Origin of the sequence: Tolypothrix sp. PCC 7601 (assembly GCF_025677855.1) — a bacterium.
GTDB classification, from domain to species: Bacteria; Cyanobacteriota; Cyanobacteriia; order Cyanobacteriales; family Nostocaceae; genus Aulosira; species Aulosira diplosiphon.
On sequence record NZ_CP064879.1, the window covers coordinates 4916599 to 4942223 of the forward strand.

The 25625-nt window shown below is 39.7% G+C and carries 12 protein-coding genes and 1 pseudogene; all 13 read right to left on the reverse strand.

What is annotated here, in order from left to right; genetic code table 11:
• Nucleotides 1-150: 150 nt before the first annotated feature.
• The 13 genes and pseudogenes from HG267_RS20200 to hepC all read right to left on the reverse strand — a co-directional run bounded on the left by HG267_RS20200 (nucleotide 151) and on the right by hepC (nucleotide 25430).
• Nucleotides 151-828: a hypothetical protein gene (locus tag HG267_RS20200; RefSeq protein ID WP_045873420.1), complete on the reverse strand. Its 678-nt coding sequence runs from the start codon at nucleotides 826-828 to the stop codon at nucleotides 151-153.
• 374 nt (nucleotides 829-1202) lie between these two features.
• Nucleotides 1203-3095 carry an alpha-amylase family glycosyl hydrolase gene (locus HG267_RS20205; protein ID WP_045873419.1) on the reverse strand — a complete coding sequence of 631 codons (1893 nt, stop codon included), beginning with the start codon at nucleotides 3093-3095 and terminating at the stop codon, nucleotides 1203-1205.
• A 403-nt stretch (nucleotides 3096-3498) separates the two neighbouring features.
• Nucleotides 3499-6135: a CHAT domain-containing protein gene (locus HG267_RS20210; protein ID WP_052335360.1), complete on the reverse strand. Its 2637-nt coding sequence runs from the start codon at nucleotides 6133-6135 to the stop codon at nucleotides 3499-3501.
• Nucleotides 6136-6279: 144 nt separating this feature from the next.
• Nucleotides 6280-9813: a filamentous hemagglutinin N-terminal domain-containing protein gene (locus HG267_RS20215; RefSeq protein WP_081584117.1), complete on the reverse strand. Its 3534-nt coding sequence runs from the start codon at nucleotides 9811-9813 to the stop codon at nucleotides 6280-6282.
• 12 nt (nucleotides 9814-9825) lie between these two features.
• Complete coding sequence (locus HG267_RS20220) at nucleotides 9826-13035, reverse strand: DUF11 domain-containing protein (RefSeq protein WP_045873417.1); 3210 nt, start codon at nucleotides 13033-13035, stop codon at nucleotides 9826-9828.
• Nucleotides 13036-13991: 956 nt separating this feature from the next.
• Nucleotides 13992-15155 (reverse strand): glycosyltransferase family 4 protein, encoded by a 1164-nt coding sequence (locus HG267_RS20225; protein WP_045873416.1) that lies wholly within the window; start codon nucleotides 15153-15155, stop codon nucleotides 13992-13994.
• A gap of 996 nt (nucleotides 15156-16151) precedes the next feature.
• Entirely contained in the window at nucleotides 16152-17642 is a 1491-nt protein-coding gene (locus HG267_RS20230) for a glucose-6-phosphate isomerase (RefSeq protein WP_045873415.1), read from the reverse strand.
• A gap of 175 nt (nucleotides 17643-17817) precedes the next feature.
• Entirely contained in the window at nucleotides 17818-18783 is a 966-nt protein-coding gene (locus HG267_RS20235) for a glycosyltransferase (RefSeq protein ID WP_045873458.1), read from the reverse strand.
• Nucleotides 18784-18906: 123 nt separating this feature from the next.
• Nucleotides 18907-20025, reverse strand: a pseudogene (locus tag HG267_RS20240) (glycosyltransferase family 4 protein); the annotation flags it as partial.
• A 253-nt stretch (nucleotides 20026-20278) separates the two neighbouring features.
• On the reverse strand, nucleotides 20279-21373 hold the full coding sequence (locus HG267_RS20245; protein ID WP_081584116.1) for a glycosyltransferase family 2 protein: 1095 nt from the start codon (nucleotides 21371-21373) through the stop codon (nucleotides 20279-20281).
• 344 nt (nucleotides 21374-21717) lie between these two features.
• The gene (gene hepA / locus HG267_RS20250) at nucleotides 21718-23553 is read right to left on the reverse strand and encodes a heterocyst formation ABC transporter subunit HepA (RefSeq protein ID WP_045873413.1); all 1836 of its coding nucleotides are present in this window, start codon (nucleotides 23551-23553) and stop codon (nucleotides 21718-21720) included.
• Between the two features lie 61 nt (nucleotides 23554-23614).
• Complete coding sequence (locus HG267_RS20255) at nucleotides 23615-24559, reverse strand: hypothetical protein (protein ID WP_045873412.1); 945 nt, start codon at nucleotides 24557-24559, stop codon at nucleotides 23615-23617.
• A 121-nt stretch (nucleotides 24560-24680) separates the two neighbouring features.
• Nucleotides 24681-25430 carry a heterocyst development glycosyltransferase HepC gene (gene hepC / locus HG267_RS20260; RefSeq protein ID WP_045873411.1) on the reverse strand — a complete coding sequence of 250 codons (750 nt, stop codon included), beginning with the start codon at nucleotides 25428-25430 and terminating at the stop codon, nucleotides 24681-24683.
• Between the last annotated feature and the right edge of the window lie 195 nt (nucleotides 25431-25625).

Consider the following 25625-nt stretch of genomic DNA (forward strand, 5'->3'; position numbering starts at 1 on the left):
TGGGGATTGGGGAAAGGTAAAGGGGGAAAGGTAAAGGGGGAAAGGTAAAAGGGAAAAGGAGATAAATACCATTCATTACCAATTACCAATTACCAATTACCCATTACCCATTACCATGCCCCATGCCCCATGCCCTATGCCCCACATCCATTATTGACTGCTTGCAAGCGCAGATTTCAGTTTCAGCTTGACGTTGGTTCCCCGTTTGAGAACTACTTCACCGCCAGGGCTGGATAAAACATAAGCAGTCGCAGCTGCCGCACCCCCTAAACCACCATGTTTAACATTGGTTTTCTTACCGATAAAATGGCCTGCAACGGCTCCACCTAGAATCAGTCCAGCATTTTGGATAAATTTGCCTTTAGTTTTCGTTTCTACTTGAGTATTAACTAAAGCCGCATCAATCGGATAGGTTTCGCCATTTTTCAAGGTAATTTCATCAAAAACTAGACGTAGACTAGCTTTTTTACCTTTAGCAGCTTTAACTACATTTTCTATGTGTCCTTGAATTTCCGCATTTTTTAAGTCTGGTTTTACACCTTTAACCGAGTTTTTAACTCGCAGTGTAAAAGGCTCATTATCGCTATTTTTACCAGTAGATAACTCTTTTTGCAGTACAGTATCTAAGCTGGTTCCGGCTGGTACAGATATTTGTGAATTTTGGGTATTACTGGTGTTTTTAGTAGTCTGAGTAGTTTGAGCAGTTTGAGTAGTTTGAGTAGTTTGATTAGAATTAGCATTGTTGGCAACTTTATCATTTGGCTTACTACAAGCTACGGTGTTAGTAAGTAAAGCCGCACTCAGTAATAGTGGTACAAAACTTTTCATTTTTGGCTTTTGTGAAATTGGGTGGCTATAAAATTTAAATTGGAGTCAGCAAAACTGCTAAAACTCTAATTTTTCAAAGATTATATGCCAAATCAGAAATAGAGCATTGATTCTCTTTATAAATGTTGTGAATATTGGTGCTTAGTAAGTAATATTTTGTAATCTTATTCTTTCTTAATAGAAATACAGTCCAGTAGTGGACTGACACGCCTAAAATGAGGCATTAGATTTGATGAAATGAACCGTAGATAAACGCAGATAAACGCCGATGAATTTTTGCTATTGCACCAAATTAGCTGTGTCATTCCAGTAGGGTGCGTTACGCCAAAGGCTAACGCACCATTATGCGAGTAGGTTAATGATATTGCTATATCTTAACTCGCCCAAGTATCACGCCATTTAACAGTACCTTGATCGCTTAAAATCCAGCGACGGCTAACCAGATTTTCGCGCAATGGTGGTTGATTTTTTCGCCAAAGCGCATATTTATAACATATGGCTTTACCCGCGCTTTCATTAAACGGAATTTCCCCAAACCAAGTGTTTTCATTGATATATTCTAAAGCGTAAGCTTTGCTAATATCCCAATCGCCTAACTCTGGACAATCACCAATTACGACAACTGTATCGCCTGGTTGTGTCTTTAAGCCATTTACCTGCGCTCTCACAATGGTTTTTCCTTTGACTCGCTCACCTAAATAGCTGAGGACAATTAACTCTTTTGCAGCCAATTTTAGCCCTAAAATTTTGCCATTTTTAACTTCAATTTGGCGCTTGGTAACAATACAGTTATATTCCCCATCTTCTAATTCTGTATGCTCCAAATTAATAGTAGTGGCAGCACCTTTATTCATGGCTACAAAACAGCGATAATCTCGATAACTCCGTAAATAACAATAGACATTATCGGTAATATATTTCTGTTTTTGGCTACCCAGAGATACAGCAGGGTTTAAACGCCGCAATTTAGATAATAATTGCATATCCTGGTAAAGCTCTGTATCTGTGTCCCACTTTTCCATCATGGGACGATTATAAGGATCGTTACCGCCATTAGTATCGTTATGGAGATATTGCTCAGTTCCGTAATAAATACAAGGAATGCCGCGACTAGTCATAATGAATGCGATCGCTAGCCGCAACAGTGCTGGATCTGAATTGAGACTTTGAAATCGCGGCATATCATGATTATCAATAAAGGTAATCAGTTCTGTAGCTGTATTGTAGAGATAATCAAGGTTCAAAATATCTTGAATTAAATGAAATCCGCCTGGTAATCCTTGTGCTAAGGCTTCGCGAATTGCACCACATAAACCAAAGTCTAAAATTGACATTCCAGACTCGTTAGCAAATTTAATTGAGCTACTCTTATTGGGATTGCTAAAACCCCATTCGCCAAAAGTAAATACAGAAGGTTTATGAGTTTGGATATCGCTATTAAATTCTTGCCAAAACCAAATCGGCATATGCTTGACTGTATCAACTCGTAAAGCATCAACGCCTCGGTCTAACCATTGCTTAATTGCAGTTTTAATATAATGACGATAATCAGGATTACTTTCATTGAAAGTTGCTAATCCTGCCATTTCGTAATATAGTAATTGTTCTTCGTTTTCCCAATCAGTAATTTCGGGATTATGGTAATACCAATTATTAACATCATTATAATAATCGGCAATTAATACACCATCTTCGTAAAGTTTACCTTTTTCTCCATTCACATCTGGGCTACTGTGATTACAAACAATATCCAAAATCAGCTTCATACCTCGCTCATGCAAGCCAGCAATTAAGGTATCAAAGGTGCTACATCTAAATAGAGAATTATCGTCATGAGTAGCTAAGAATCTGGGATTAATGCGTTTAAAATCTTTTGTCCAGTAGCCATGCATCGCCGCATTTTCAAACTGTAATGCTTCTACTTGCTCAAATAGCGGTGAAATCCAAATAGCTGTAACTCCGAGATTTTTTAGGTAATCTAATTTATCGATAATTCCTTGCAAATCTCCACCCCAATATTTACCCCACTTTTGCTTCGTGGGATCATACAGTTCAGGATGAGCGCCTGGATTATTACTAGGGTCACCATCCTTAAATCGGTCTACAATGATAAAGTAAATTGTTTCTTGGCGAAATTCAATTGCTCTGGTGAAGAGAAACTCCACATCTGAGATAGTTTCGGATGTAACTGTATCAGTATGAAACCCAGCAGCAGCTTTAGTCGCTTGAGTTTCAATCTCGGACTTGGCTGAAGAAATTTGCACCATAATCTTATTAAAAAATACTAAAGTTTTGGCTTTTTCTAGTGAACTTATGCGTAGGTATTTCCAGCTTGACCTATCACAAATTTTACATTGTAGTTAGTAACTAGAGCTAGCGATGAGTATCTTATAAGAATTTTAGATTTATATACCAATTTGAAAAAAGAATGCGACAGATTGTAGGGGCACGGGCATTGCCCTGCCCTCTAGAATATTATTGATGTGTCGCAAATATTATTTGATTTGGTATTAGATTTTGGATGGGAAACCTGATTAAATTTCTATAGCAATCTGTTTAAGATTTGTTAAACATTACAATGTAGAATTTATGACCGTCAACAGTCAACAGTCAACAGTCAACAGTCAACCCCAATATTTTTTACAACGCCAATATAATTGCTAGATGGCTTTATAACCAATTACCTACCAAAACGAAAGAAGCCCAAAAATAGGGATGTTGATATAAAGGATTAGCCATAATTTTTATTTGCGCTTGTCTTAAGGCTTCAGCTTTACTAAGTTGCGGGTTATTCAACTGCTGATAAAACTCTTTCATTAAATTAGCAGTTGAGTCATCATTAACTGACCATAAACTAGCAATTGTACTTTTAGCACCCGATCGCAAAGCTAACCCAGCTAACCCTAAAGTGGCGCGATTATCACCGGTTGCTGTTTGACAAGCACTCATCACCAACAGTTCAACTGGTTCTAAAATTCCCAATCTTCTTTTTTGGAATAACCGATCAAAATCTAAAATAGAAATGCGATCGCTCCATGTCAGCAAGAAGGTTTCCTGGGGATTAGAGCTAAATTGACCGTGAGTTGCTAGATGAACGATGGGGAATGATTGACTATCGAGTTCTTTTTTGAATTTATCGCGAGTAAACTCTTGATTAAGCAAGGTTTTCGCCGGAAATTCCTTAGTTACTCCTTTAATTTCTCCTGTTACCGCAGGTAAAGAACTAAAGCCTTGACGTGCTTCTGTTAATCCCGCCGCTAATATATCAAGTTTTTTGCGTTGCAATCCTTGGGGAAATAATTGTAACCCAGGGCTGAGAGCAACGTTATATTTTTCTATCAAGTAGCGATCGCCATCGTGCAGCGCAGACATGGGTAAGTTGCGTAATAAACCATCCAACACAAATACTAAGGTTTTGACGTTATTGCTATTTAACCTCTCTTCTGCTGGTGCAATCAGCCATGTATACAGTCTTTGAGACAAGCGGAAACTCTCTTCTCGAATATAACCACGGGACATATAAGAATAAAGATGTCTCAAGGTATTTTCAACTTGCTTTTTTGACAGTTTTGTGGTGTAGTGATGCAAGGGTTGCTTGGGAATGGAAAGAATGACTTCTAAGCGATCGCTTAAAATAATTGGGTAAATAACAGCCGCTTGTACGTCAATTTTATCGATATTCACAGGATAGTTATCAACACAAGCATCTCGAAAGTAGTTATCTAACTCCGCTATTTGTAGCGCTTCAATTACCTGACGTGCTTGTTTGAGATTTTTTTGATTGTCACCTCTTTCTAACAATAATCCTACATATTCTCGATATATCGGTTCAATACTTTCTTTAAAATCAAATTGCACATCTGTACTAATAGCAACTAAATCGCCTCTCAGGGATTGGATGTTATTAAAAGCAGTTTCATAAGCTGCGATCGCACTATCAATATCTCCTTGGGCTTTGGCTATTGCACCTGATTGTGTCGCTGTTAAAGCTAACAAATCAGCCGCATTCATTTCTTGAGCAATATTTTGAGCCTTTTGTGTAAGTTTTTTTGCTTCTGCTAACTGGTCATTGTCTTGATATAGTTTACCTAATTCTTGCAAAGCATAGGCTTCAGAACGAGAATCTTTGATTTCTCTGGATTGTTGAATAGCTGTTACTAATAATTCCGCGATTTTGGGATTATTAGAGGTTAAACTTGCTTTTCCACTTTCTATTTGTTCTTCTATTGTCATTAGAGTTTCTGCAAAATTTATCCGCGCATAAATAGCCGGACGACTCGCAGCAAGTTGAGCCAGATTATTTTCGATTGCGGGAATTAGCGCCTCTACTGCTTCCCATCTTTGGAGTTTAACTAATACGCTTAATTGATTTAATTGGGCTGATAATTTTTCTTGAATCTCAGGAGATAAATTAACTACTTCTTGATAATTACCTATCGCCACGTCGTATTCTGCTAAATCTTGGGCGATATTACCTAAACTAAATACAACTGCACTCACATCTTTGGGCGAGTTTAATTTTTGACTAATTGCCAAACTTTTCTCTAATGCTGTTTTAGATTGTTTCAAATCACCAATAGTTTGTAGCGCCACACCTAAACTTCTTAAACTTTGCGCTTTCAGTAAACTATCAGGTTGACTTTGTAATGCTGCTATCAATTCTTCTAACAGCGTTTTGGCACGGCGATATTGTCCTAGATTTTGTAAACCCTGTGCTTGATTAATTTGGCTTATAAGTTTACCTGTGTTATCTCCTGCGCGTTCATAGATTGTTGTAGCTTGCTTCCAGGTATCAATAGCTGTTTCGGTTTGTCCTTGGAGTAGTTCAATTGTCCCTTGGGTATTTAAAGCTTGTGCTAACAGTAAATTACTTTGATTATCCGAGGTTTTCCAAGTTTTGAGTAAATTCAGACTTTCGGTAATTGTAGTTTGAGCTTGTGGGATTTTACCTAAATCTTGATATGCCAAGGCTAAATAATTCAGCACTTGCACCTGACTGACAGAATCTTTTTTATCTTGATAAGACTTAAGCGCCTGTTCCCATATTTTGGCTGCTTCTGTATATTGCCCTTTTTGATAGTAATTTTTTCCTTGTTGTAATAAGTCTAAATTATTATCTAGTTGTTGAGTTATAGACTGCGAATTTGGTAAATTTGGTTGATTAGCAACAACCGAAATATCCTTTGTGACTAATAGTAGTGTCAGGATAATACTGAGTCCAAAAAGTCCGTAAATCTTGATTTTTCGCTTAGAAGATAAACCAAAATTTGGCAAAGAGATTTTTTTATTTAAAAATTTATGTTTCATATTATAAAATGATTGCAATTCGCATAGGATGCGTTAGGCTACGCCATAACACATCCTACATCCTACAATTTATCTGTGTGCATCTGCGTTAATCCTCTTGTATCGGCGGGTAAGGATTCACCATTAATTTCAGCAATCAAATGTTTATGAATGTCTACAATTAAATCTTTGCTGGGGTGAAGTTTCTTGAGGTATAGCCGCTACCAATTCTACTTCTCCTTGGGCATTCATTCTCCAGCTGGTTGCGGCAACAATAAATTCTTTATTTGGGGGTGGAGAATTATTAGCTTGATTGCGGTTCTGTGTGGTGGTGAAATCTCGCATATCCGATAACAAAGTTTGATCGCGAATAGTTGTAGTGGGATCGACTGGTAAGCCGCCTCTTCCAGTAATGGTAAAGGAATTACCTTCAGTTGCCGCACAACTAGCAATAATGCGATCGCTGGGATCGTTAGGTTTATCTGGTAACTCCACTAAGCCGGAAGCCGGATCAACATCGAGGTTATTAATCGATACAGTGCCGGCAACGCCAAACTCAGAACTTGCAGTAATCTTATTTCCAGAAGTACCTTGCTGTTGATTGCCAATGCCAAAAAGACTTGTGGCGGTAATATCGACATTGCCACCACGTCCCAAGAAAGCATTGGCTGTAATATTATTATTGTCTTTGGGTACAGTCACAATAAAATTTGTGCCGATGATCACATTGCCACCATTGCCACCAGCATCCGCATTGCCAGCATTTGTGGAAATGCGGCTGTTTTGCAGTAACAACAAATAGTCTGGTAAACTCAGGCTAATATTGCCGCCATTGGTGCTGCCTGTCTCCGCAGAAATGACAGCTTGATTTTCTAGGGTTAATCTGGTGGCTTCAATCCTGATATTGCCACCAATACCAGTGCCTTGGCTATTCACCGAAACAGTTGCACCATCCCGAATCTCTACCAGTTCGGGATCGATGAAAATATTGCCACCATTCCCAGTAGAACCAGCCGTGGTATTGGAAAATACCCCTGTATTTGCGCCAGCCAGCAAGACTTTATCTTTAACAATAACTGCGATATTACCTGCATTACCACCACCTGCAGTTAATGCTTCTAATTCTGCACCATTGGTAACCGATAAAGAGGGTGCAGTGATTTGTAAAGTTCCTCCTTTGCCGGTTGCGCCTGCTAAGGTGCTGACAAACGCACCGCTAGGCTTAAAAGGTTCACCAGGATTACCATCGAAGGAGACTGATTGTGTAGCATTAATAAAAATACTACCCGCATCATAAGCAGTAGCAGTACTAGTGCTAATTCCAGCGCCATTTTTGACCGATAGCTGACCTGTTTTGATGTTAATAATATTACCTGTTCCTTGGGAGCCAGGTAAAACTTCGCTGAGAATACCGCTAGGAATTAGCTGTGATGGGAGAAGATTGCCAGTGGACAATAAAATTGCCCCATCAATCAGAATGGATTTAGCTGCATTGATATCAATTCTGCCTGCATCACCAAATCCCTCTGTAGAGGCTCTAATTTGCGCGCCTTGTTGCAAAGATAGAGAGTTAGTCTGAATATCAATAATGCCACCGTTGCCTTGAGCATTAGGAAAGACAACGTTACTAAAACCACTAAAAATCCCCCCATCAGAGATGCCTGTGAGAGCGATCGCATCTGTAGCTCTGACGGTAATTTTACCACCATTGCCCACACGCTCAGTTTGAGAAAATACCTGCCCGCCATTGGTAGCGGTAAATGTGTTGGTATTGATTTCCACATCACCCGCATTGCCACCGATGGCGCTGATTGTCTGGCTTCCTAGTTTAGAGTTATTTAAAGAGATGCTGTCAGCATTAACGATGACATTGCCAGCGTTGCCACCGAGAGTAAAAGTTGATAATTGCGCTTGATTGGCTTCTAAGGAATTAGCAGTAATAATCAGCTTACCACCAGGGCCTGTTGCCCCTGCATACAAATTACTTTGGACGTAGTTACTCAGGGAAATCAAAGGTGCATTTAATGTGACATCACCACCTTGTCCCGAACCATAGCTTGCACTTTCAATATAGGAAGTTACTGGAGGTGCAGGTTCTTGAATAATCGCTGATTGACTTTTGAGGGTAATATTTCCCCCAGCAGAACCGTAGGAAACAATTTGCGATCCTGATGGCATGAAAATATCACCTTTAGCTAACAGTGTGATATCGCCTCCAGGGTTGGCAAAGGAAAAGTTAACAAAATCAAATCCCGAAGTATCTAAAAAGTTGGGAGTGGTAATTTTTCCCCGCGAGTCAATCACCACATCGCCACCCCTAGCCACACCGCCGTAGGTTCCTAGCAAAGATGTCACAGTAATATCACCAGATAACAATGGATTGGGTTGATATTGGTTAGTTAAAAAAACCAACCCTCCCTGGTTATTAATTTTATTGATGGTGATATTAGCACTGCTGGGATTGCTATTACTATTAGGAGTAGGAGAAAAACCAGTGGTATCTCCTGTAATTCCCGGTGGGTTAACAGCTGTGGTTCCGGCTCTAATATCAACGGTGGGTATTAAACTACCATTAATCGGAACTTTGGTTACGCCATCGGATAAGGTGACTGTTTGATTAATAAAATTTGTGGTATCGGGGCCTGTGATCTCTAAACTATCAATGGTGACACTCCCACCTGCAAAAATATGTAAGGAAGCCCCTGTATAGCTATTAAAACTCACATCTCCACTGGCCCGAATCACGGGATCATCTGTGCTGGATAAATCTCCGCCAGTACCATTCAATTGTTCAAGGCGAAAGTTACCATTGCTATAGAATTGGGCGTTTCCACCAATTGCATTAGCTGAACGTAACAGCAGATTTTCTCCGGCAAACAAGCCACTGGCGCGATTATTTAAAGCAAAGATATCTATTTTATTGCCTTGGACTAATAGTTGTTGTTGTGCTGCGGCGATGAAGGGATTGTTAACAGTATCGCGAATTTTAACTGTATCGCTAGCTTGTAAAGTTAAATTCCGCCCAGCTTGTAATTGTCCTTGTAAGTCAAGATTTTGACCCAATAAAGTTAAATCTTGCCCTACAGATAAGTTACCAGAATTAGTAATAGTACTTTCGGGAGGTAACCAACTATCTAAACCTAGAGGTTGCTTGATAGTTAATAAAGGTGGCGATTGGGGGTTTTGAGTACTAAATTTTTCCCCGTTGGGAAATAACACACCGCTGCTGGTGCTAGCGAAAAAAGAACCAGAGATATCTAAGCGGGCATTTTGACCAAAAATAATACCGTTAGGATTAATTAAGTAGAGGTTAGCACCACCTAACACCCCCAGCGTCCCGAAAATCTTCGAGGCTTGGTTACCTGTAACTCGTCCTAGAATATTTTCAATACCAGAGGGATTGGCAAAATAAACTCGTTGCTGATTGCTAACGTTGAAGTCTTGGAAGCTGTGAAACAAATTACTACCCCGAATTGCACCGCCATCGATACGTTCAATGACATTGCCTTGCTGTTGCACATTCGGGGTCACAATTGAGCGATCGCTACCTAAACTATTGTCAGGGATAATTTGTGCGTTTACGCCTGTCGTTAAGCCTAGCGTACAGGCGATCGCACTACTACTAGCGAAAATTGCTAGTAATCTGTACCACATTATCCCTAGCTGCGTTTTGCTTGCCTTACCCTGAAAAATCGGCATGAAAATTATCACTTAAAGAATAAAATCGGTGATGTTAACCGAAGTGACTCCTGTGAAAGTGATAGTACCACCATTTATCGAGGTTAGATCTAGCTTGAGGTTGCAATTGTTGAGTGAGGCGAGTTGATCGCAGCTATTAACCACACCATCGCTATTACTATCCAAAGTACCTTGAGTCAGAATCAGCTGCTTGAGGTCGATTTTATCTTCCCATCGACAAAAATCGTGGATGGTATCGTTACCAAAGTTAGCACCAAAGATAAACCTATCCTTCCCTTCACCACCACTTAAATCATCATCGCCTCTACCACCAGTAATTAAATCGTCTCCTTTACCGCCACAAATTACATCATTACCATCGAAACCAGACAAACTATCAGCACAATTTCCGCCTTTAATTTCATCATTGAAGCGAGTGCCAATAATTTTATTGCTATCATGTTCGCTGCCTTGCAAAGTAAAAGTAGTATTGGGATTAGCAACAATCAAATTCTGCGAAGCAAAATCATAGTTTGCCCCACTTCCACAAGCTGCAAAAGTCACGTGATTCACATTACTATCAATGGTAATGCTAGAGACTAACCAATTATTTTTGTAACCGCCTATTTCTTGCAAGCGTGTATTAATGTTGCCATCGCCATTAGAATCTTGAATCGTAATATTAACTCCAGTCGGGACAGAGAAATTAAAGGAGTCAAAAATAGCTTGTAAGTCGCTAAATTGTGAATCTGCAACTGTGCTGAGACTCTCAATTTGAGCATCAGGTAATGCTAGCCCATTAATTTGTGGGTTATTTTCTGTGAATATCACACCTGTATCTGTGACTAAGATATTGACAAAGTCAATCAGTCCTGGGGAATATTGACCTGCTTGGAAGATGAGGTTTTCTATTTGGGTGCCGTTATTAAAGGTAAATGACCCGTTATTAAAGCGATCGCGACTATAAACACCATCTACGATAAAATCAGCCAAAGCATTGATTACAGCTTGTTCATCTGCAGTTGTGGGTTCACCAGAGGTAGTTAAATTGCCATCAGCCCCTAACCCATTCCAAACTGCTAAATTAGCTAAATATTGCGGATCTGTACTTTTTGCCCAATCTGCTTCAAATCCAGCGATCCCAATCTGGCCTGGTTGTAAAAATTCGGATTGATTTTGGTAAGGATAGCCAACACTAACAGAACCACTAATAGGATCGGGATTAAAGAAGAACGAGGCGTTAGTATTGTTGGGGTTATTGAAATTCTCCACCGAAAACACTCTAAATGGCTGTTGGTTATTTAAAGTGCCTTCAAGTTTATATGTGGAAATATCTAACCTACTACTAGCAGCAATTGTCCCGGAGTTTAGGGTTTTACCGTTGACTGCCACAACTTCGGCTTGATTTTGAATATTTAAAAAGCCAAATTCTACCCTATCATCCCCGTTGCTTTTTTGCACATTGTAATTGAGGAAAAATACCCCATTAAAAGGTGTTTCATAATATTCAGGCAAAGCCGGATTGATATCACCTGTGTTAGGGTTAATTGTGCCTAATCTACCTGTTAAATTTATAGATGTAATATTTTCGGTACTAACTTTGGCATTGACGGTAATAGTTTTAGTTTCTCCTGCCGCAATATTGTCAAACAAAACCTCTAGAGTTTGAGCATTATTGTCTGTGTCAATGCTAGTACCACCATCGAGATCAGCAAAATTGACAAAATCTAAACCAATGGGCAATTTCTGTCTGAGATCATCGACAATTTGCACGCCTGTAGCATCACCAAAACCCTTATTGCGGACAGTAATTGTAAATGTCACTTCATCCCCAGGTAGCGCAATCACCTGATCTGCTTTACCATCATGGTTGTAATCAACAGATTGTTTCAGACTGCTAAAGGATTGTTGATTAACTAGGGTAAATTCTTTCTCTACAGATAGGTTAGCTACAGGTGCCTGGATACTGCTGTAATCATCTTCTGTAGGGTCACCATTATTGACAACGGAATCTGGATCTGGTTGATCGGCGGCAACAATTTCCGCCACATTAGTATAAGCAGCCGCATCAGCAGCATTCAAGACTGTAGCTTTCAGCGTCAGGGTAACATTATCGCCTGAGTTGATCGAACCAACATTCCAAATTCCAGTTGTACTGTCATAAGTTCCCACACTAGCGTCAGCCCCAAGGAAGCTAAAACCAGAAGGTAGTAAATCTTGAATTTTTACCCCTGTCGCATTGGCTGGGCCGCTATTATTCAATGTCAGGGTAAAAGAGACCTCATCACCTACAAGTAAGGATTCATTAGATATTGTTTGATTCAGAGATAAATCAGCCTGCTTAATTACACATACAGTGGCACTGCTGTAGTCATCTTCTTTGGGGTTGCCATTATTGACAACCGAATCTGGATCTGGTTGAGCAGAGGCAATAATTTCTGCCACATTAGTATAGGCAGCTGCATCAGCAGCATTCAAAACTGTGGCTTTCAGCGTCAGGGTAACATTACGCCCCGACTTGATGGAACCAACATCCCAAATCCCAGTTGTGCTGTCATAATTCCCGACACTAGCCTTAGCATTGATGAAGCTAAAACCAGAGGGTAGTAAATCTTGAATTTTTACCCCTGTTGCATTGGCTGGGCCGCTATTTTTTAACGTTAGGGTGAAAGTAACCTCATCACCTACAAATAAAGATTTATCAGATATTGTTTGACTCAGAGATAAATCAGCCTGCTTAACCACACATACAGTGGCACTGCTATAGTCATCTTCTTTGGGGTTGCCATTATTGACAACCGAATCTGGATCTTTTTGATCGGCGGCAATAATTTCTGCCACATTGGTATAGGCAGCTGCATCAGCAGCATTCAAAACTGTGGCTTTCAGCGTTAGGGTAACATTACGCCCCGACTTGATAGAACCAACATCCCAAATCCCAGTTGTGCTGTCATAATTCCCGACACTAGCCTTAGCATTGATGAAGCTAAAACCAGAGGGTAGTAAATCTTGAATTTTTACCCCTGTCGCATTGGCTGGGCCGCTATTTTTTAACGTTAGGGTGAAAGTAACCTCATCACCTACAAATAAAGATTTATCAGATATTTTTTGACTTAGAGATAAATCAGCCAATACTGGTTCGCATTTATCTTTAGTCTGATTTTTGCCTTTACTTTGGCCCGAGGAATCCAGCTTTTCAAAACTTTTAGATTTCTGAGAAGATTTAGAATTTTTATTAGTCATAACTACAATTATTTAATTAAATGATTGTTAACAATTTGTGATTTATAATAGCGGATATCCTGAATTTACTTACCTTTAAGGTTCTGCTGGGCAAGTACTGGTGTGGGAAATTCTAGGTTGATCCTCATCCCTGTTTGGGAAAATATTTTGATAAAAAGCAAATTAAATTTGACCGATATCTGCCAAATATCAGCTTAGTTGAATGTTAATAACAACACTCTACTAATATTGTGCTAATTATCCATCACCATCTCAAAAATATTGTCAGTTATTACCCATATTTTTTGGGCATAAAATTAACAAAAATATTCTTTGTGCAACATAAATAACCTAAATAAGATTGATACATCAAAGATTTTGATGATGGGCTGAACTCATGAGAATCAAATAGGAAACACTTATTTTAGTTATTAAAGCACAATGTAATGAATTTAATAAAATTCTCAGTAATATCTTTAAATAGGCTCTAAAAATGCAGGCTTCTATAAATAAATGGTTAAGTGACTAGTTTTTTTAACCTAAATGTGTATACAAAATTTTGTCCCCAGTAAAATAGCCTAAAAGCCTGATTATATAAGGAATTTAGATTAAATGAAAATACCAAGAAGCTGAATTTTAGGCTGTTACTTTCGACATAGAAAAATTATATACTTGTTAAAAATTTCATATTTAAAGATACAGTTTTCTAGTATTACCACTGACTGCTGAGTCTGGTAAACCAGGTTGGAGTAAAGGGAATGAGTCAAAGGTGTTTTTCCTTCGCTCTTTCCTTTTACCCTTTGCCTTAAACCTACAAGTATTGAATACAGAAGTGAAGTTCTCTGCATCCTTTAAATATTCATTGTGGTTCTATGTATCAAACAACAAATATTTAGAGGATAAGAAACAAAGCTATAAAATGCCACCAAAATATGATTTCTGCGGAGTTAATACTAATGAGTATCAGCCCTCAGTTTTTAATTCAAAGTTGAAGGAGTTGTCTTCACAGTTGTGATGGTTTTAGACACATGAGAAACAGCATAACGAACTGTATTAATAAAATTTTGGGCGTAACGTTGCGTAGAAAAATCCAGGGCCCGTTGTCGTGCTGCAACTCCGACATGATCGCTAAATTCTGGATCGTCAAGATAGCGAAGAATTGCGATCGCTAATGCATCTGCATCACCATAGGGTGTCAATAGCCCATTCAGCCCATCTGTAATAATTTCTGTGGGGCCGCCAGCATTGCCAGCCACTACCGGTTTCCCGAGGGCCATAGCCTCAATAATCACAATCCCAAAAGGCTCATTATCAGAAGCGTGGATAAAAATATCCATTGCCTGCATCCACTCAGGAACATTGCGTTGTAGTCCCACCATCAAAACGCGATCGCTTAAACCCAAATCTGCTATTTGTGCTGTTAACAAGTCCTCATAATCAGCCTCTAAATCATGCTTACCACCAACAATGACACAATTAGCATCAGGATATCTCTGCAATATTTGTGGCATGGCATCTACTAGAGTATGCATTCCCTTCCATCGTTGCAAACGTCCCACAATCCCAATCAAAGGCCCGTGTAACGGTAAACCCAATTTTGACCGCGCTTCTTGTGGAGAAGGGAGAACAGCCGGCTCAAATCTGTCTAAAGCCACACCCGGATATACTAAGTGTGTTGGTCGATAAGGCCAAATCTTCGCCTGTGCTTCCTTACCCTCTTTCGAGAGAGTGATAATTGCCTGCGCTGGTAATAATGTCGCCAATTGCAACAACCAAGACTTAGCGTTAGGTACTTCTAGCTGATACCATATAGCAGGTACACCAGCTGCGATCGCAGCTAATCCTCCATATAGATGAGTAATCCACATCCAATTGGCGATCGCATCTACACGTTCTTGTTTCGCCAACATAGCGATACGAAATACCGCACTGATCATCCGGTGAACTTCTCGCAAACGGCCGCTTGCAATTACTCTGGTATCAATACCCAATGCCCTCACCTGTTCCACCATTGGGCCATCTTCTAAAAATACCGCTATCCATTCAATCCCAGCTTGCCGTCCTTGTTGCATCAAATCCCAAAACATCATTTCCCCGCCGCCTCTTTGTTCGGCCAGTGGCATAATAGCAATCACTTTCATAATGTCTATCCATTCATACTAGTTTTTACTTGATATGGGAGCTATGGCAATCCGATGAATTTTTGCCACACTCTTGGTATTTGTAGGAAAGCTGGAGTCGTGGGAAGCTTTCCTTCATCAGATTCTGTAACTTACAATCTGAAGGTTTTAAGGTTGTAATTTTGGCGTTAATATAGCCGCCATAAAGTGAAAACTTAGAATAAAATTGCTATTGCCATTAAGTTTATTGCAAAGCAATATCGGCACCATCTATGTATTCAAAAACCAATGCATAATCCTATAGATAAATAGATTTTAGCTTCCCGATAATTTTTTAATTACTATCACTGGCTAGCCAAGATAATCGATAGATTTTCTCAATTATTTAGGAAATTAAATCTATAGCTAAATACTACTGAACTATAGAAATTATCGCAAATTCATGAACTATTATAAATTTGGAATATGCTTTATTTATCCAGCTATTACAAGTATAAACACACTCTAATAAAGCAGCAATAGAATAATCAAATATTTTTTAAATGCAATGTATTCTGTATATTTATAGTTTAGTTATCCAGGTATTTTATAAAGCTAACATAATTTCAATGCTACAGCAGATTGTAAGGTGGTGATGCACAGATGATGGTAAGGGCAAGGCACTGCCCATTGGTGTCAACTTAACGTGAAACCTGCTTGGTTGCAAGGTTTCTGCCCTCACCCCCAGCCCCTCTCCCGCAGGGAGAAGGGAGCAAGAGATTTAGTTCTCCTTCTCCTGGGGGAGAAGGGGTTAGGGGATGAGGGCGCGAGGTATTTGTACAACGCCCGCCCTATATAGCTTTTAGCTTAAGTTGACACGTATGGGCACTGCCTTGACCCTACATGCATATCTTATTTACTTGAAATAGGATGGATGTATGATTGATGAGAATATTATTAAATAATAAAGATTATCTGAGTAATTAGATAATCTTTTGATTTCTCATCTAGCCACCTTAGAATCGAGGAAGAAAATAGTTAATTAGAATTACCTATTTGTGGAATAGAGCCGGGATACTTGATAATTGGATATTGCAAATTGCTTTGGTGCTGATAATATTTATGTGCTGCCATAGACATAGCGAGAAATCCCCATAAAATCATGCCAGCAACACTCAACATCCCACTACCAATGACTAACTGAAAACAACCACTAATTCCAATTGCGCGGGCAGCACTGACAAAACTATCAAAACGTCCTTCTTTGTACTTACTAACATTGATAATTGTCAAAATTAAGCCACCTAAATAAAAGATAGCACCAGCCCACCCTAAGGTAAAAAACATATCTAAAACGCCACTGTCAATCACAAAAACTTCGATTTGTCCGGTTTTTTCATTGACTTTCCAGATATTACCTAAACCGTTACCTAATACATTAGAAAGCGCAATACTCAAATTGCGATCGTAGCTGCCCGATCTATCTTTAAAACTGGTGTCATTCTCTAAATTAGAAAAAGTTTCTAACCGAGTAGCCACTACCTCTGAAATTGGCTCAATTGTGGTTAAGGGAACAACACATATTGCCATGACCACAATAATCGTAATTAAGCGCATTTGAATTCTAGCTTTGACTGAACCCAAAATCATAATTACGCCTAACAACCAACCGCCCCAATTAGTACGTGCTTGTGCTAACAAGAAGGACAAATAACCCACAGCCGAAGCAGGAAAAATTAAAAATCCAGTTCTGGTAAATAACAATAATAGACCAGCTTGCATTACAGAACCAAAAGGCCCAACTGAGTGCAAAGTACTCCAGACACGCATCCCAAAGGGTTCTGGATCTCCGGAACTGGTAAACATTTTGGATTCGATTAACCAATATCTATCCCATTCTGGCGCTACCACAAATTGATAGACACCATAAGCACCAGTAATTAACACACACCAGAGAAATACACGCTGCATTTGCTCTCGGTAAGTCGGATAATCTCGCCAGTTCATAAATAAATGAAAAGCGAAAATAATCGGACTGAGCCAATCTAAAAGACCCCTTGCTACAGGCACAGGGGCATTATAAATCAGACCCACTAAAAAACCATAAAATACCCCAATAAACGCCAAAAGAAAAGGTAAACCTCCTTGGCGTACACTGCTAGGCAAATATTTAATAAAAGTGCCAATAGTGACAAATACCACTAAATAAGGTGCAATCAGTATCTGACGAGTAGGGTCCCAACCAACTCGATAATCTACCAACCGCGCAACTAAAGGTGTGAGAAACCAAATCCACCAAGTAAACCCAATATAGAGAATGGGATGGCGGAAATAAAGAAATAAACCTACTAATAAAGATGTTGCCGGAAAAACTAATCGCAACATCGTTGCTGCACCAGTAAAATAACAAACTACTATGAGCAATATGTAACCCAAGATTACCATCCAAGCTTGTGCAGCCCGGTCTTGAGGCGAGAAGTTTTCTTGCAAAACAGGATTGTAAAGTATCTGTTTCTGTTGAGAAGGCATTCAATTTTAGATTTTGGATTTTAGATTTTGGATTGGTCTTGATTTGAGTACAAAAAATTGAAATTTATTATTTGCGCCTTTGCATGATATTTATTAATACTTTTTAAACGAATCGCATTCGCGTAGCGTCTCGCAGAGAAGACGCGAAGAATAAGAAGGAAGAGAGTTAATTTACTCAAAACACAACAAATTTACTTTTGAAGTTTGGATTTTGAATTTTGAATTGTTTATGTGTTTGCCAACCTAACCAGCGCCCACGCAAAGAAGCCAGGAATTTTTTACCTGCTAATTGTCCTTGGATAGGTAAGAATCTCAACCATTGCACAAAGCCCAAACTATCCCTTGTGCCTATGAATATTGCCCATAATAAAAACACTGCACGACGTAGCGGCGGCAGATGATCTAATAAAACTAAAGTTTCATTATGGACTAAATTAATAAAGGCAATTTCATTAAAATTATGGCGTTGGTCTTCATCAAAACGTTGTGCAGGATAATGATCGACTGCTATTTGGGGATCGTAAATTAGCTTCCAACCAGCGCGTTTTAAGGCGAAGGTAAAGGCCATTTCAAAATGGACTTGTGCGCCTGTACCACGCATTCTTTCATCAAAATGTAATTGCGCGATCGCAGCGTGACGAAAACTCATGTTCACCCCTTTGAGAACATCAACTTCCCGCGCTTCTCCCACTCCTAGGTGATGATTACCAATCACCCGTCCAAACCACTGCAATTTCCCAACTACCTGCTGAGAACCATCTTCCAATTTGTTCCGTTGATAGATCCAATCACGCCCACCAACGCCAGCAATGCGGTTATCTGCTTCAAAATGCGCGTTGATTTTCTCTAACCAATCAGTGTGGGGGGCTGCATCATCATCTGTAATTGAAACAATGTCTCCCTCAACTACGGCTAGTCCAGCATTTAAGGCTGCTACTACCCCAGGTACGCTAACTGTAACGGTTTGTAGTGGCAGTTTATCGGTGGGAAAATCAGCGAGAAATTGCCAAGTTTCTTGATCTGTATCGCGAACAACGACGATTACTTGATCGACTGGTTTCGTTTGCGCCTGTAATGCTAAAAGGCAACGAGACAAATCTAGAGGACGGCGATAAGTGGGGATAAGAACAGTGTTTTTCATGGAAAGTCGGCAGGAAAATGGATCCTCTTGTGGGTGCTTAGAAATAGCCACCCGCCCCTGTGGCGCAAAAAAACTCTTCCCCATGCCCAATGCCCCATGCCCCATGCCCAAAAAGGTAGAATTTTCCTTTAAATCCTCAAATAGATCCACGTAATTTTGTGCCATCGTCATCCAGCTATGTTGTTCAGCAAGAGAACGCGCTGCTTTACCCATTTGCTGCATCAAAGGGCGATCGCAGATTAATGATGACAGTGCTGCGGCTAAAGCTTCAATGTCATCGGTATTTGACAAAACCACTCCGCATTCCGGTGTCACCAGTTCTGCGCCTCCGGTGGCGGTGGCGGTAATGACTGGTAGCCCAGAAGCGAGGGCTTCTAATAATACGAGGGTGCAAGCTTCATAACGGGAAGGAAATACAAATAAATCCACAGCCCGCATAATGGCGGACATATCACGCCGATAGCCTAAAAAATGTACTCGTTCACTTAACCCTAAAGATGCAGCTAGTTGGGGAAAGGGGCTACCTTCAGTGTCACCCACAACCGCTAGATGTAAATCAGGAACCTTGGCTAAGGCATAGAGAACTGTGTCTAAGTTCTTTCTAGTGGTGCGAATATCGCCAGCAAATAGCGCTAGTGGGACATTTTCAGGTAAATTCCAAGTTTGGCGACTGCTGATCCCAGGGGTAAACTCTGTTAAATCCACGCCATTAACAATTACCTGAATCTGCGATCGCGGTACGCCAATGTTGACTAATTCTTGCGCTACCTTCTCCGATACCGCCACAACCACTTTCGCTTGTTGGAAAGCCTGTTTTTCCCATTGGGCATTTAAGGCAGTATAAAGCCACTGGTACAAACCATAGGCATCGCGCCGAGTGCGAGAAATATGCACAGGCGATCGCAACCAAGAACTGTGAACGAAATGTACAGCGTTCACATCCGCAGAGGTTGTTGTAATCGCACCATTAACTTTGACTAAATCAAATTCAGCCCGATGTTTATTTAACCAATCTGCACTTTTTTTGGCGAATACCAAATTACGAATAAATTCTGTTGGGAATTGTTGAACTGGAATTTCTACCCAATTAACTAAACTATGATTTTGAAGTTCTGGCGCTACTTCGCTAGCTAATAATGTTAGTTGATGACCACGACAAATGACTTCTTTTGCAACTTCATAGTTGACTCGACCTTGACCATCACCTTTTTTCAATTTGTGAGTCACAATACAAATTTTCACACACCACCTCCTGAGGCGATTAATTTATATACGTACCTAAATAGCTAAATCCGGTTCAATACTACAAGGGATAGCGTTTTGAACTCAAAATTGGTTTTGGGGAAAAGGTTAAAGGTTAAGGGTTAAAGGTTTTTTCTTTCCCTTGAATCATTCCCCTTTTTTCCCTTAAGCGACAAGTATTGGAATCCGGTTTGATTCTTTAAACATGGCTGATATCAACCCTAAATATTGAGAGTAGATAATGCCCAGACAGTTAATTGATTGATTGAGGTAGATTAATATTTATGATATTTTTTTTCATGGAGTTAATTTTTTGAGCAAATTTATTTTTTTTGCAGCTAACCCACTCAATGTAAAACTTAAGTAAATCGAAGAATTTCGTAGCTAGAGGTTGGGGAATAAAACTCAGAGTTAATGCTGCGATAGTTCGCAGATTAAACTTCTGTTTGCTTAGTGCTTGCCAAAAATAAGAACGCGCTTCTAATACTTGCTGATTTCGCAGTAAACCTATCCCCAAAGTGGTATTAGCTTCTAACCATTGCTTTTGAAAATATGACTTAAACTCTTCAAGACGAGGGTCTTCCATGAAAACTTGATAACAGAACAATTCGCTTTTAGCTTTGCGAATTTTTGCCTCAGCATTTCGATGACCACTAAGCATTGTATCAGTTTGCTCATGGGCACGATAATAAGTCAATCTTTCGGGATAATAGTAAGCTGCATAACCCGATGTAGCGCAAATGTAGCTTAAATATACATCCCATAAACCGCCAACTTCAGCAGGAATATTATCCCAATTCATGAGATTAGCTCGAAATACACAAGCTGCGGCAGTAGGGATACTTTTATAAAGTAAACCCATTTTATAAAAAGCTTTATACATTCCTTGCTCTAGTGTGTCGCGCTTAAAACCACGTGTATTTGCTTCCGTACCAGAATAATTAATATTACCTAAAGCATCAATGATGTATTGATCGCTAAAAGCGATAATTAATTCTGCATGTGCTTCTAAGATGGGCACAAGTTTAGCTAAAAAATCTTCGTGCCATAAATCATCATCATGGAGGCTAGCAACATATTTACCACTTGCTATCTTAAAGCCATACATTTGATTACCAAACATTCCAATATTTTCTGGATGTCGCACAAATTTGATGCGTGTATCACCAAAAGATTCCACAATCCCTTGAGGATTTTCGGGGCTACAGTTATCAGAAACAATAATTTCCAAATTTTGGTAAGTCTGCCTCACTGCACTAGCGATCGCTTGTTTGAGATACTGTGGTCGATTATAAGTAGGAATAATTACGCTAACCAGTGGTTGTACTACTTCAGAATTGTTAGACATAATATTTAATACAGTAGTTGAGTTTAAATAAGAGATGCAGAGACACGATTCATCGCGTCTATAAAAGAAAATTTGTAGAGACGCGATTCATCGCGTCTGTAAAAGGGAAGAGGAAAGGCAGAATGCATGAATTTGGAATTTTCCCAATCCCCATTACCCCTTATCCCCAGAGGGGGCCCCGAGTTCCCCAATCCCCATTACCCCTTATCCCCAGAGGGGGCCCGAGTTCCCCAATCCCCATTACCCCTTATCCCCAGAGGGGGCCCCGAGTTCCCCAGTCCCCATTACCCCTTATCCCCAGAGGGGGCCCCGAGTTCCCCAGTCCCCAACCCCCAATCCCCCAATCAGCTATTTCCCATCTGATAATGTGTCTGGTGATATTTCCACAATTGACCTTTAAGTTCAAGTAATTCTTGATACTTACCCTGTTCAACGATGCGTCCTTTTTCTAAGACGACAACCTTATCAGCTTGAGCAATCGTAGAGAGACGGTGAGCAATTACAATCACTGTGCGTCCTACAGCATAACTTTCTAAAAACTCTTGAATAGTCTGCTGTGTAATTGCATCTAAGGCACTGGTGGCTTCATCTAATATCAAAATTTCGGGTTTGCGTACTAAAGCACGCGCGATCGCAATTCGTTGTTGTTGTCCACCAGAGAGTTGAATGCCATCCGCACCTAAAATTGTGTTGAAGCCTCCAGGTAATTTTTCGATAAATTCCAGTGCATGGGCTTGACGTGCTGCTTCGCGGACTTCCTCATCGGTAGCATTAGGAGTACCGTAAGCAATATTGTTGCGAATGGAAGTATTAAAGATAAATGTTTTCTGGCTGACTATCGCCATTTTGCGACGTAGCGAGTTAATTTCAAAATCTCGCAAGTCAACGCCATCAATGAGAATTTGTCCTTGTACTGGATCGTGAAATCTAGGAATTAAATCAGCCAGGGTACTTTTACCACCACCAGTTTCTCCTACTAAGGCAATCATCTGTCCCTGTTCAATGCTCAGGGTAATATTATGTAGCACTAAATTATTAGGCTCATAACCAAAATCTACAGATACTATATCAATTCCTTGTTTTAATCCAGGGAATTGAATTTTACCATTTTGAAAATAGTCTTTATCTTCTGGTGTCAACAACTGCTTAATATTTTCAACTGCACCTGCTTGGGTATTTAAAAAAGCAACTACGCCATTTAAATCTTGAATCATTGGCACCAAGCGGAACAGGATAAAGAAGAATGTTAACAATGAAGCAACCTTCATTAATCCAGTTGTCAATGCCACAATAATCATCATCACAAGAATTAATGTGGCAGCACTCTCAGTAATTGGTCTAACTGATAAAGATAGCCAATAAACTGATTTCCAAGTAGTAACTATATTTTGACTAGCTTTGTAATATCGCCGCCGTTCAAAATCGATAGTAGAAAATGCATGAATAGTTCGGATACCTTCTAGAAATTCTAGCGCCCTAGCAGTAAATTTATCGTTAGCTTTAGTAACTCCAAAACTCTTCTCCCGTACATTTCTATTCAGAGTTGTTAGCCCCACAGCTAAGAGACTAAACAGTAAAACAGAAATAATAGAAAGCTGCCAAGAAATTAAAAACAGCGATAGAGCATAGACAGCAATTGTTAATAATCTAGTAATTACAAAAGCCACACCGCCAAAAATCTGCCTAATCCTCTCCATTTCATTGGTGAGACTATTAATCAATTCGCCAGAACTTTTCTTGGCAAAATATTTGAGTTCTTGTGCCTGTAACTGCTCAAATATCTGTTTTCGGAGATTATCTACTAAATTTACCTCACTCAGTTGGATGCAAAGTTGCGCGAGGTAGTTAAACGAAGCGCGGATACAAGTTATAACTACAATTAAAATCGATACTCTGTACAATCTTTCATTTGGGGAACCATTAATATCTAAAATTACGACATCAAACCAATGAAATCCAGTTTTTATGGGTTCAGCATCAGGAGTAGTTAAGCTCTGCAAAAATGCTAATAAAAAACCCAGTCCAAACCCCTCAAATGTAACAGCAAAAAGCGATAAAACAATCGCTAATATAGCAAGTCGAGGGAATTTTTTGAACTCTCGTAGAATCAAATAATGATTTTGCCAAAAGCTACTAGTTTTGATGAATCTACGAGTTGACTGTGGAAGATTAAAATACATAAATTTTTGACAAAGCTTTCAATTAAACAACAGACCAAACAATTAAGTTAATTGCAGGGTCTTAAATAGGATGGCGATAGATGAAGCGACCAATAGCCGAGCCACAAAGAATGGCAAATTTTTGTTGCAGAAGTTTGACAGAAGAATACATTTGAATTGGTGTTTGACTATGCCGCCAAAACAATTTATCTGTAATGCTAGGACGGCTACCTTGAAGAGCGCTAATAATCAATTTCTTCCGCCAGGGCTTCACACTTGGTACTATGGCATGAGACATAATAGTGCCGCCAGGAATAAAATCCATTCCATCAGGCCCTACTGTACTTAGAGGTAGATTCGATACCATCAGTGCTAAGTTCAGGTAAGTCTGATCGCCATAAAGATAGGGGTAATGACCAAAAGATTGATCGCCATATAAATCTTGTAAATCTGAGTGTCCCGCCATCTCACCCAGTTCTATCAGTTTCTGCCAAAGTCCAAGAATGGATTTACAGCTTTTATTCACACCAATAAAGCCACTATTAAAGTGATAATCTAATTGGCGATCGCAAACTAAGCCGTTACTCTCGGCAAATTCTTGCCATGCTAACCGTCGAGGATGATTTGCAGGGACGTGATACCAGGAATCGCCACACAGCGCAATTCCCCGACTCACCCACTTTTCGTAAAAATCCCAACTACATTTATTGACGATATCAGGGTCAAAGTAAAATAGTGCTTCTACATCTGGGCAGTACTTTTCCCATAATAAATTCATAAAATCAGGCTTATAAAAGCCTAAGTGTTTACGGGTATCTAGTTTTACAAACCGAATAGCACAACCATCTGCGATCGCCAATTCTTGATAGCCCTTACCAGCTTTCACAGACTTTGCCCAAGGTGGTAAATTCCCTCGGTAAGCAGCCCAAATCACACCGCGAAACCCATGATGGTATAGGGAATTAGCTAAAGCCCCGACACCATAATGGTAGTCTTTTTCAAAAACAGTACATATAGCTGTTTGCATAATTGCATCTCGTTAAATTCAGCAAATAATTTGTATTTTTAACCACCAAAGTTGTGAGTAACTTTGGGGTTGTTGATTCATAAAACCAAAAATCTATAATGCAGCGCTTTTCATCTGAGTTTTAAGATTCAGCCGGCTTCAACGTAGCTTCTACCTGCCATGAATCGATTGTTTCTGCTGCATTGAGATTTCGTTGTGTAGAGGAACTTAACTGCACCACATCTGCCAAAGTCCAACAATACGATTGCATTAAACCTCTGTCACCTTGCAATACATTCAACAACTGCGGAAAGTTGTGCAAACCAGATTTACTCAGCCAACGCCGCAATGGCGTGACGTGGCGCGCTTCCGTTGTCCGTAACTTAATGGCTAGAAAAAGCTTACCACGCTCTCCCACTAACCACTCACGCGCAAAAACTGGCCCTGGTGAATCAATCTGCATCAACAAAACCAGTCCCAGCATAACTGGACTTAGCACGACTAGCAACACAAAAGCCAAAACCCTATCAAAAAGCTGCTTCCATAGTCTGACAACAGGATGAGCTTTTTTTAGCGGTTGATTCCCAGAGGGAAACCGTAGAAAAATTGGCTTATTAGCTGCTGCACAAGCTTCCGCCCAAAACCGCAACAAATCCTCACTTAGCTTGGCATCAATGCTCACCAACTTCACTGGAGAATGTTTTAAACACTCGACTAACCATTGTTTGTCATCTAAAGAAGGCAGATATGGCTGTTTGATATATTTAGGAGACTTCACCAACAACTGACCCCGCCGCCACAATAGCGTACAGTATGGAGAATCTGAATTTGGTTGACGTTGCTCAGTTAGTTTGTAGGGATTCTGTAGAGAGGGAATTATTGAGATAGTCATAGGTCATGAGATATGTAGAGAAGTAGATTCTTGACCTGATATCAAGTGCTGATCAAAATTCTGTGCTGCAATTTATCTGATTTGACAGGTGAGAAAACAAGATTTTACTCTCACCAACTTAATGATGCGATTAATCTGTCAAAATCAGTCTCAGCAGACTGTTTAGCTATTTTGAAACGGCTGTGATATCTAGGA

Coding starts and splice junctions, on each gene's coding strand:
- hepA (WP_045873413.1), bottom strand. CDS start 23,553: ATGTATTTTAATCTTCCACAGTCAACTCGTAGATTCATCAAAACTAGT.
- hepC (WP_045873411.1), bottom strand. CDS start 25,430: ATGACTATCTCAATAATTCCCTCTCTACAGAATCCCTACAAACTAACT.
- HG267_RS20220 (WP_045873417.1), bottom strand. CDS start 13,035: ATGACTAATAAAAATTCTAAATCTTCTCAGAAATCTAAAAGTTTTGAA.
- HG267_RS20255 (WP_045873412.1), bottom strand. CDS start 24,559: ATGCAAACAGCTATATGTACTGTTTTTGAAAAAGACTACCATTATGGT.
- HG267_RS20205 (WP_045873419.1), bottom strand. CDS start 3,095: ATGGTGCAAATTTCTTCAGCCAAGTCCGAGATTGAAACTCAAGCGACT.
- HG267_RS20245 (WP_081584116.1), bottom strand. CDS start 21,373: ATGTCTAACAATTCTGAAGTAGTACAACCACTGGTTAGCGTAATTATT.
- HG267_RS20235 (WP_045873458.1), bottom strand. CDS start 18,783: ATGAAAAACACTGTTCTTATCCCCACTTATCGCCGTCCTCTAGATTTG.
- HG267_RS20215 (WP_081584117.1), bottom strand. CDS start 9,813: ATGCCGATTTTTCAGGGTAAGGCAAGCAAAACGCAGCTAGGGATAATG.
- HG267_RS20225 (WP_045873416.1), bottom strand. CDS start 15,155: ATGAAAGTGATTGCTATTATGCCACTGGCCGAACAAAGAGGCGGCGGG.
- HG267_RS20210 (WP_052335360.1), bottom strand. CDS start 6,135: ATGAAACATAAATTTTTAAATAAAAAAATCTCTTTGCCAAATTTTGGT.
- HG267_RS20230 (WP_045873415.1), bottom strand. CDS start 17,642: ATGCCTTCTCAACAGAAACAGATACTTTACAATCCTGTTTTGCAAGAA.
- HG267_RS20200 (WP_045873420.1), bottom strand. CDS start 828: ATGAAAAGTTTTGTACCACTATTACTGAGTGCGGCTTTACTTACTAAC.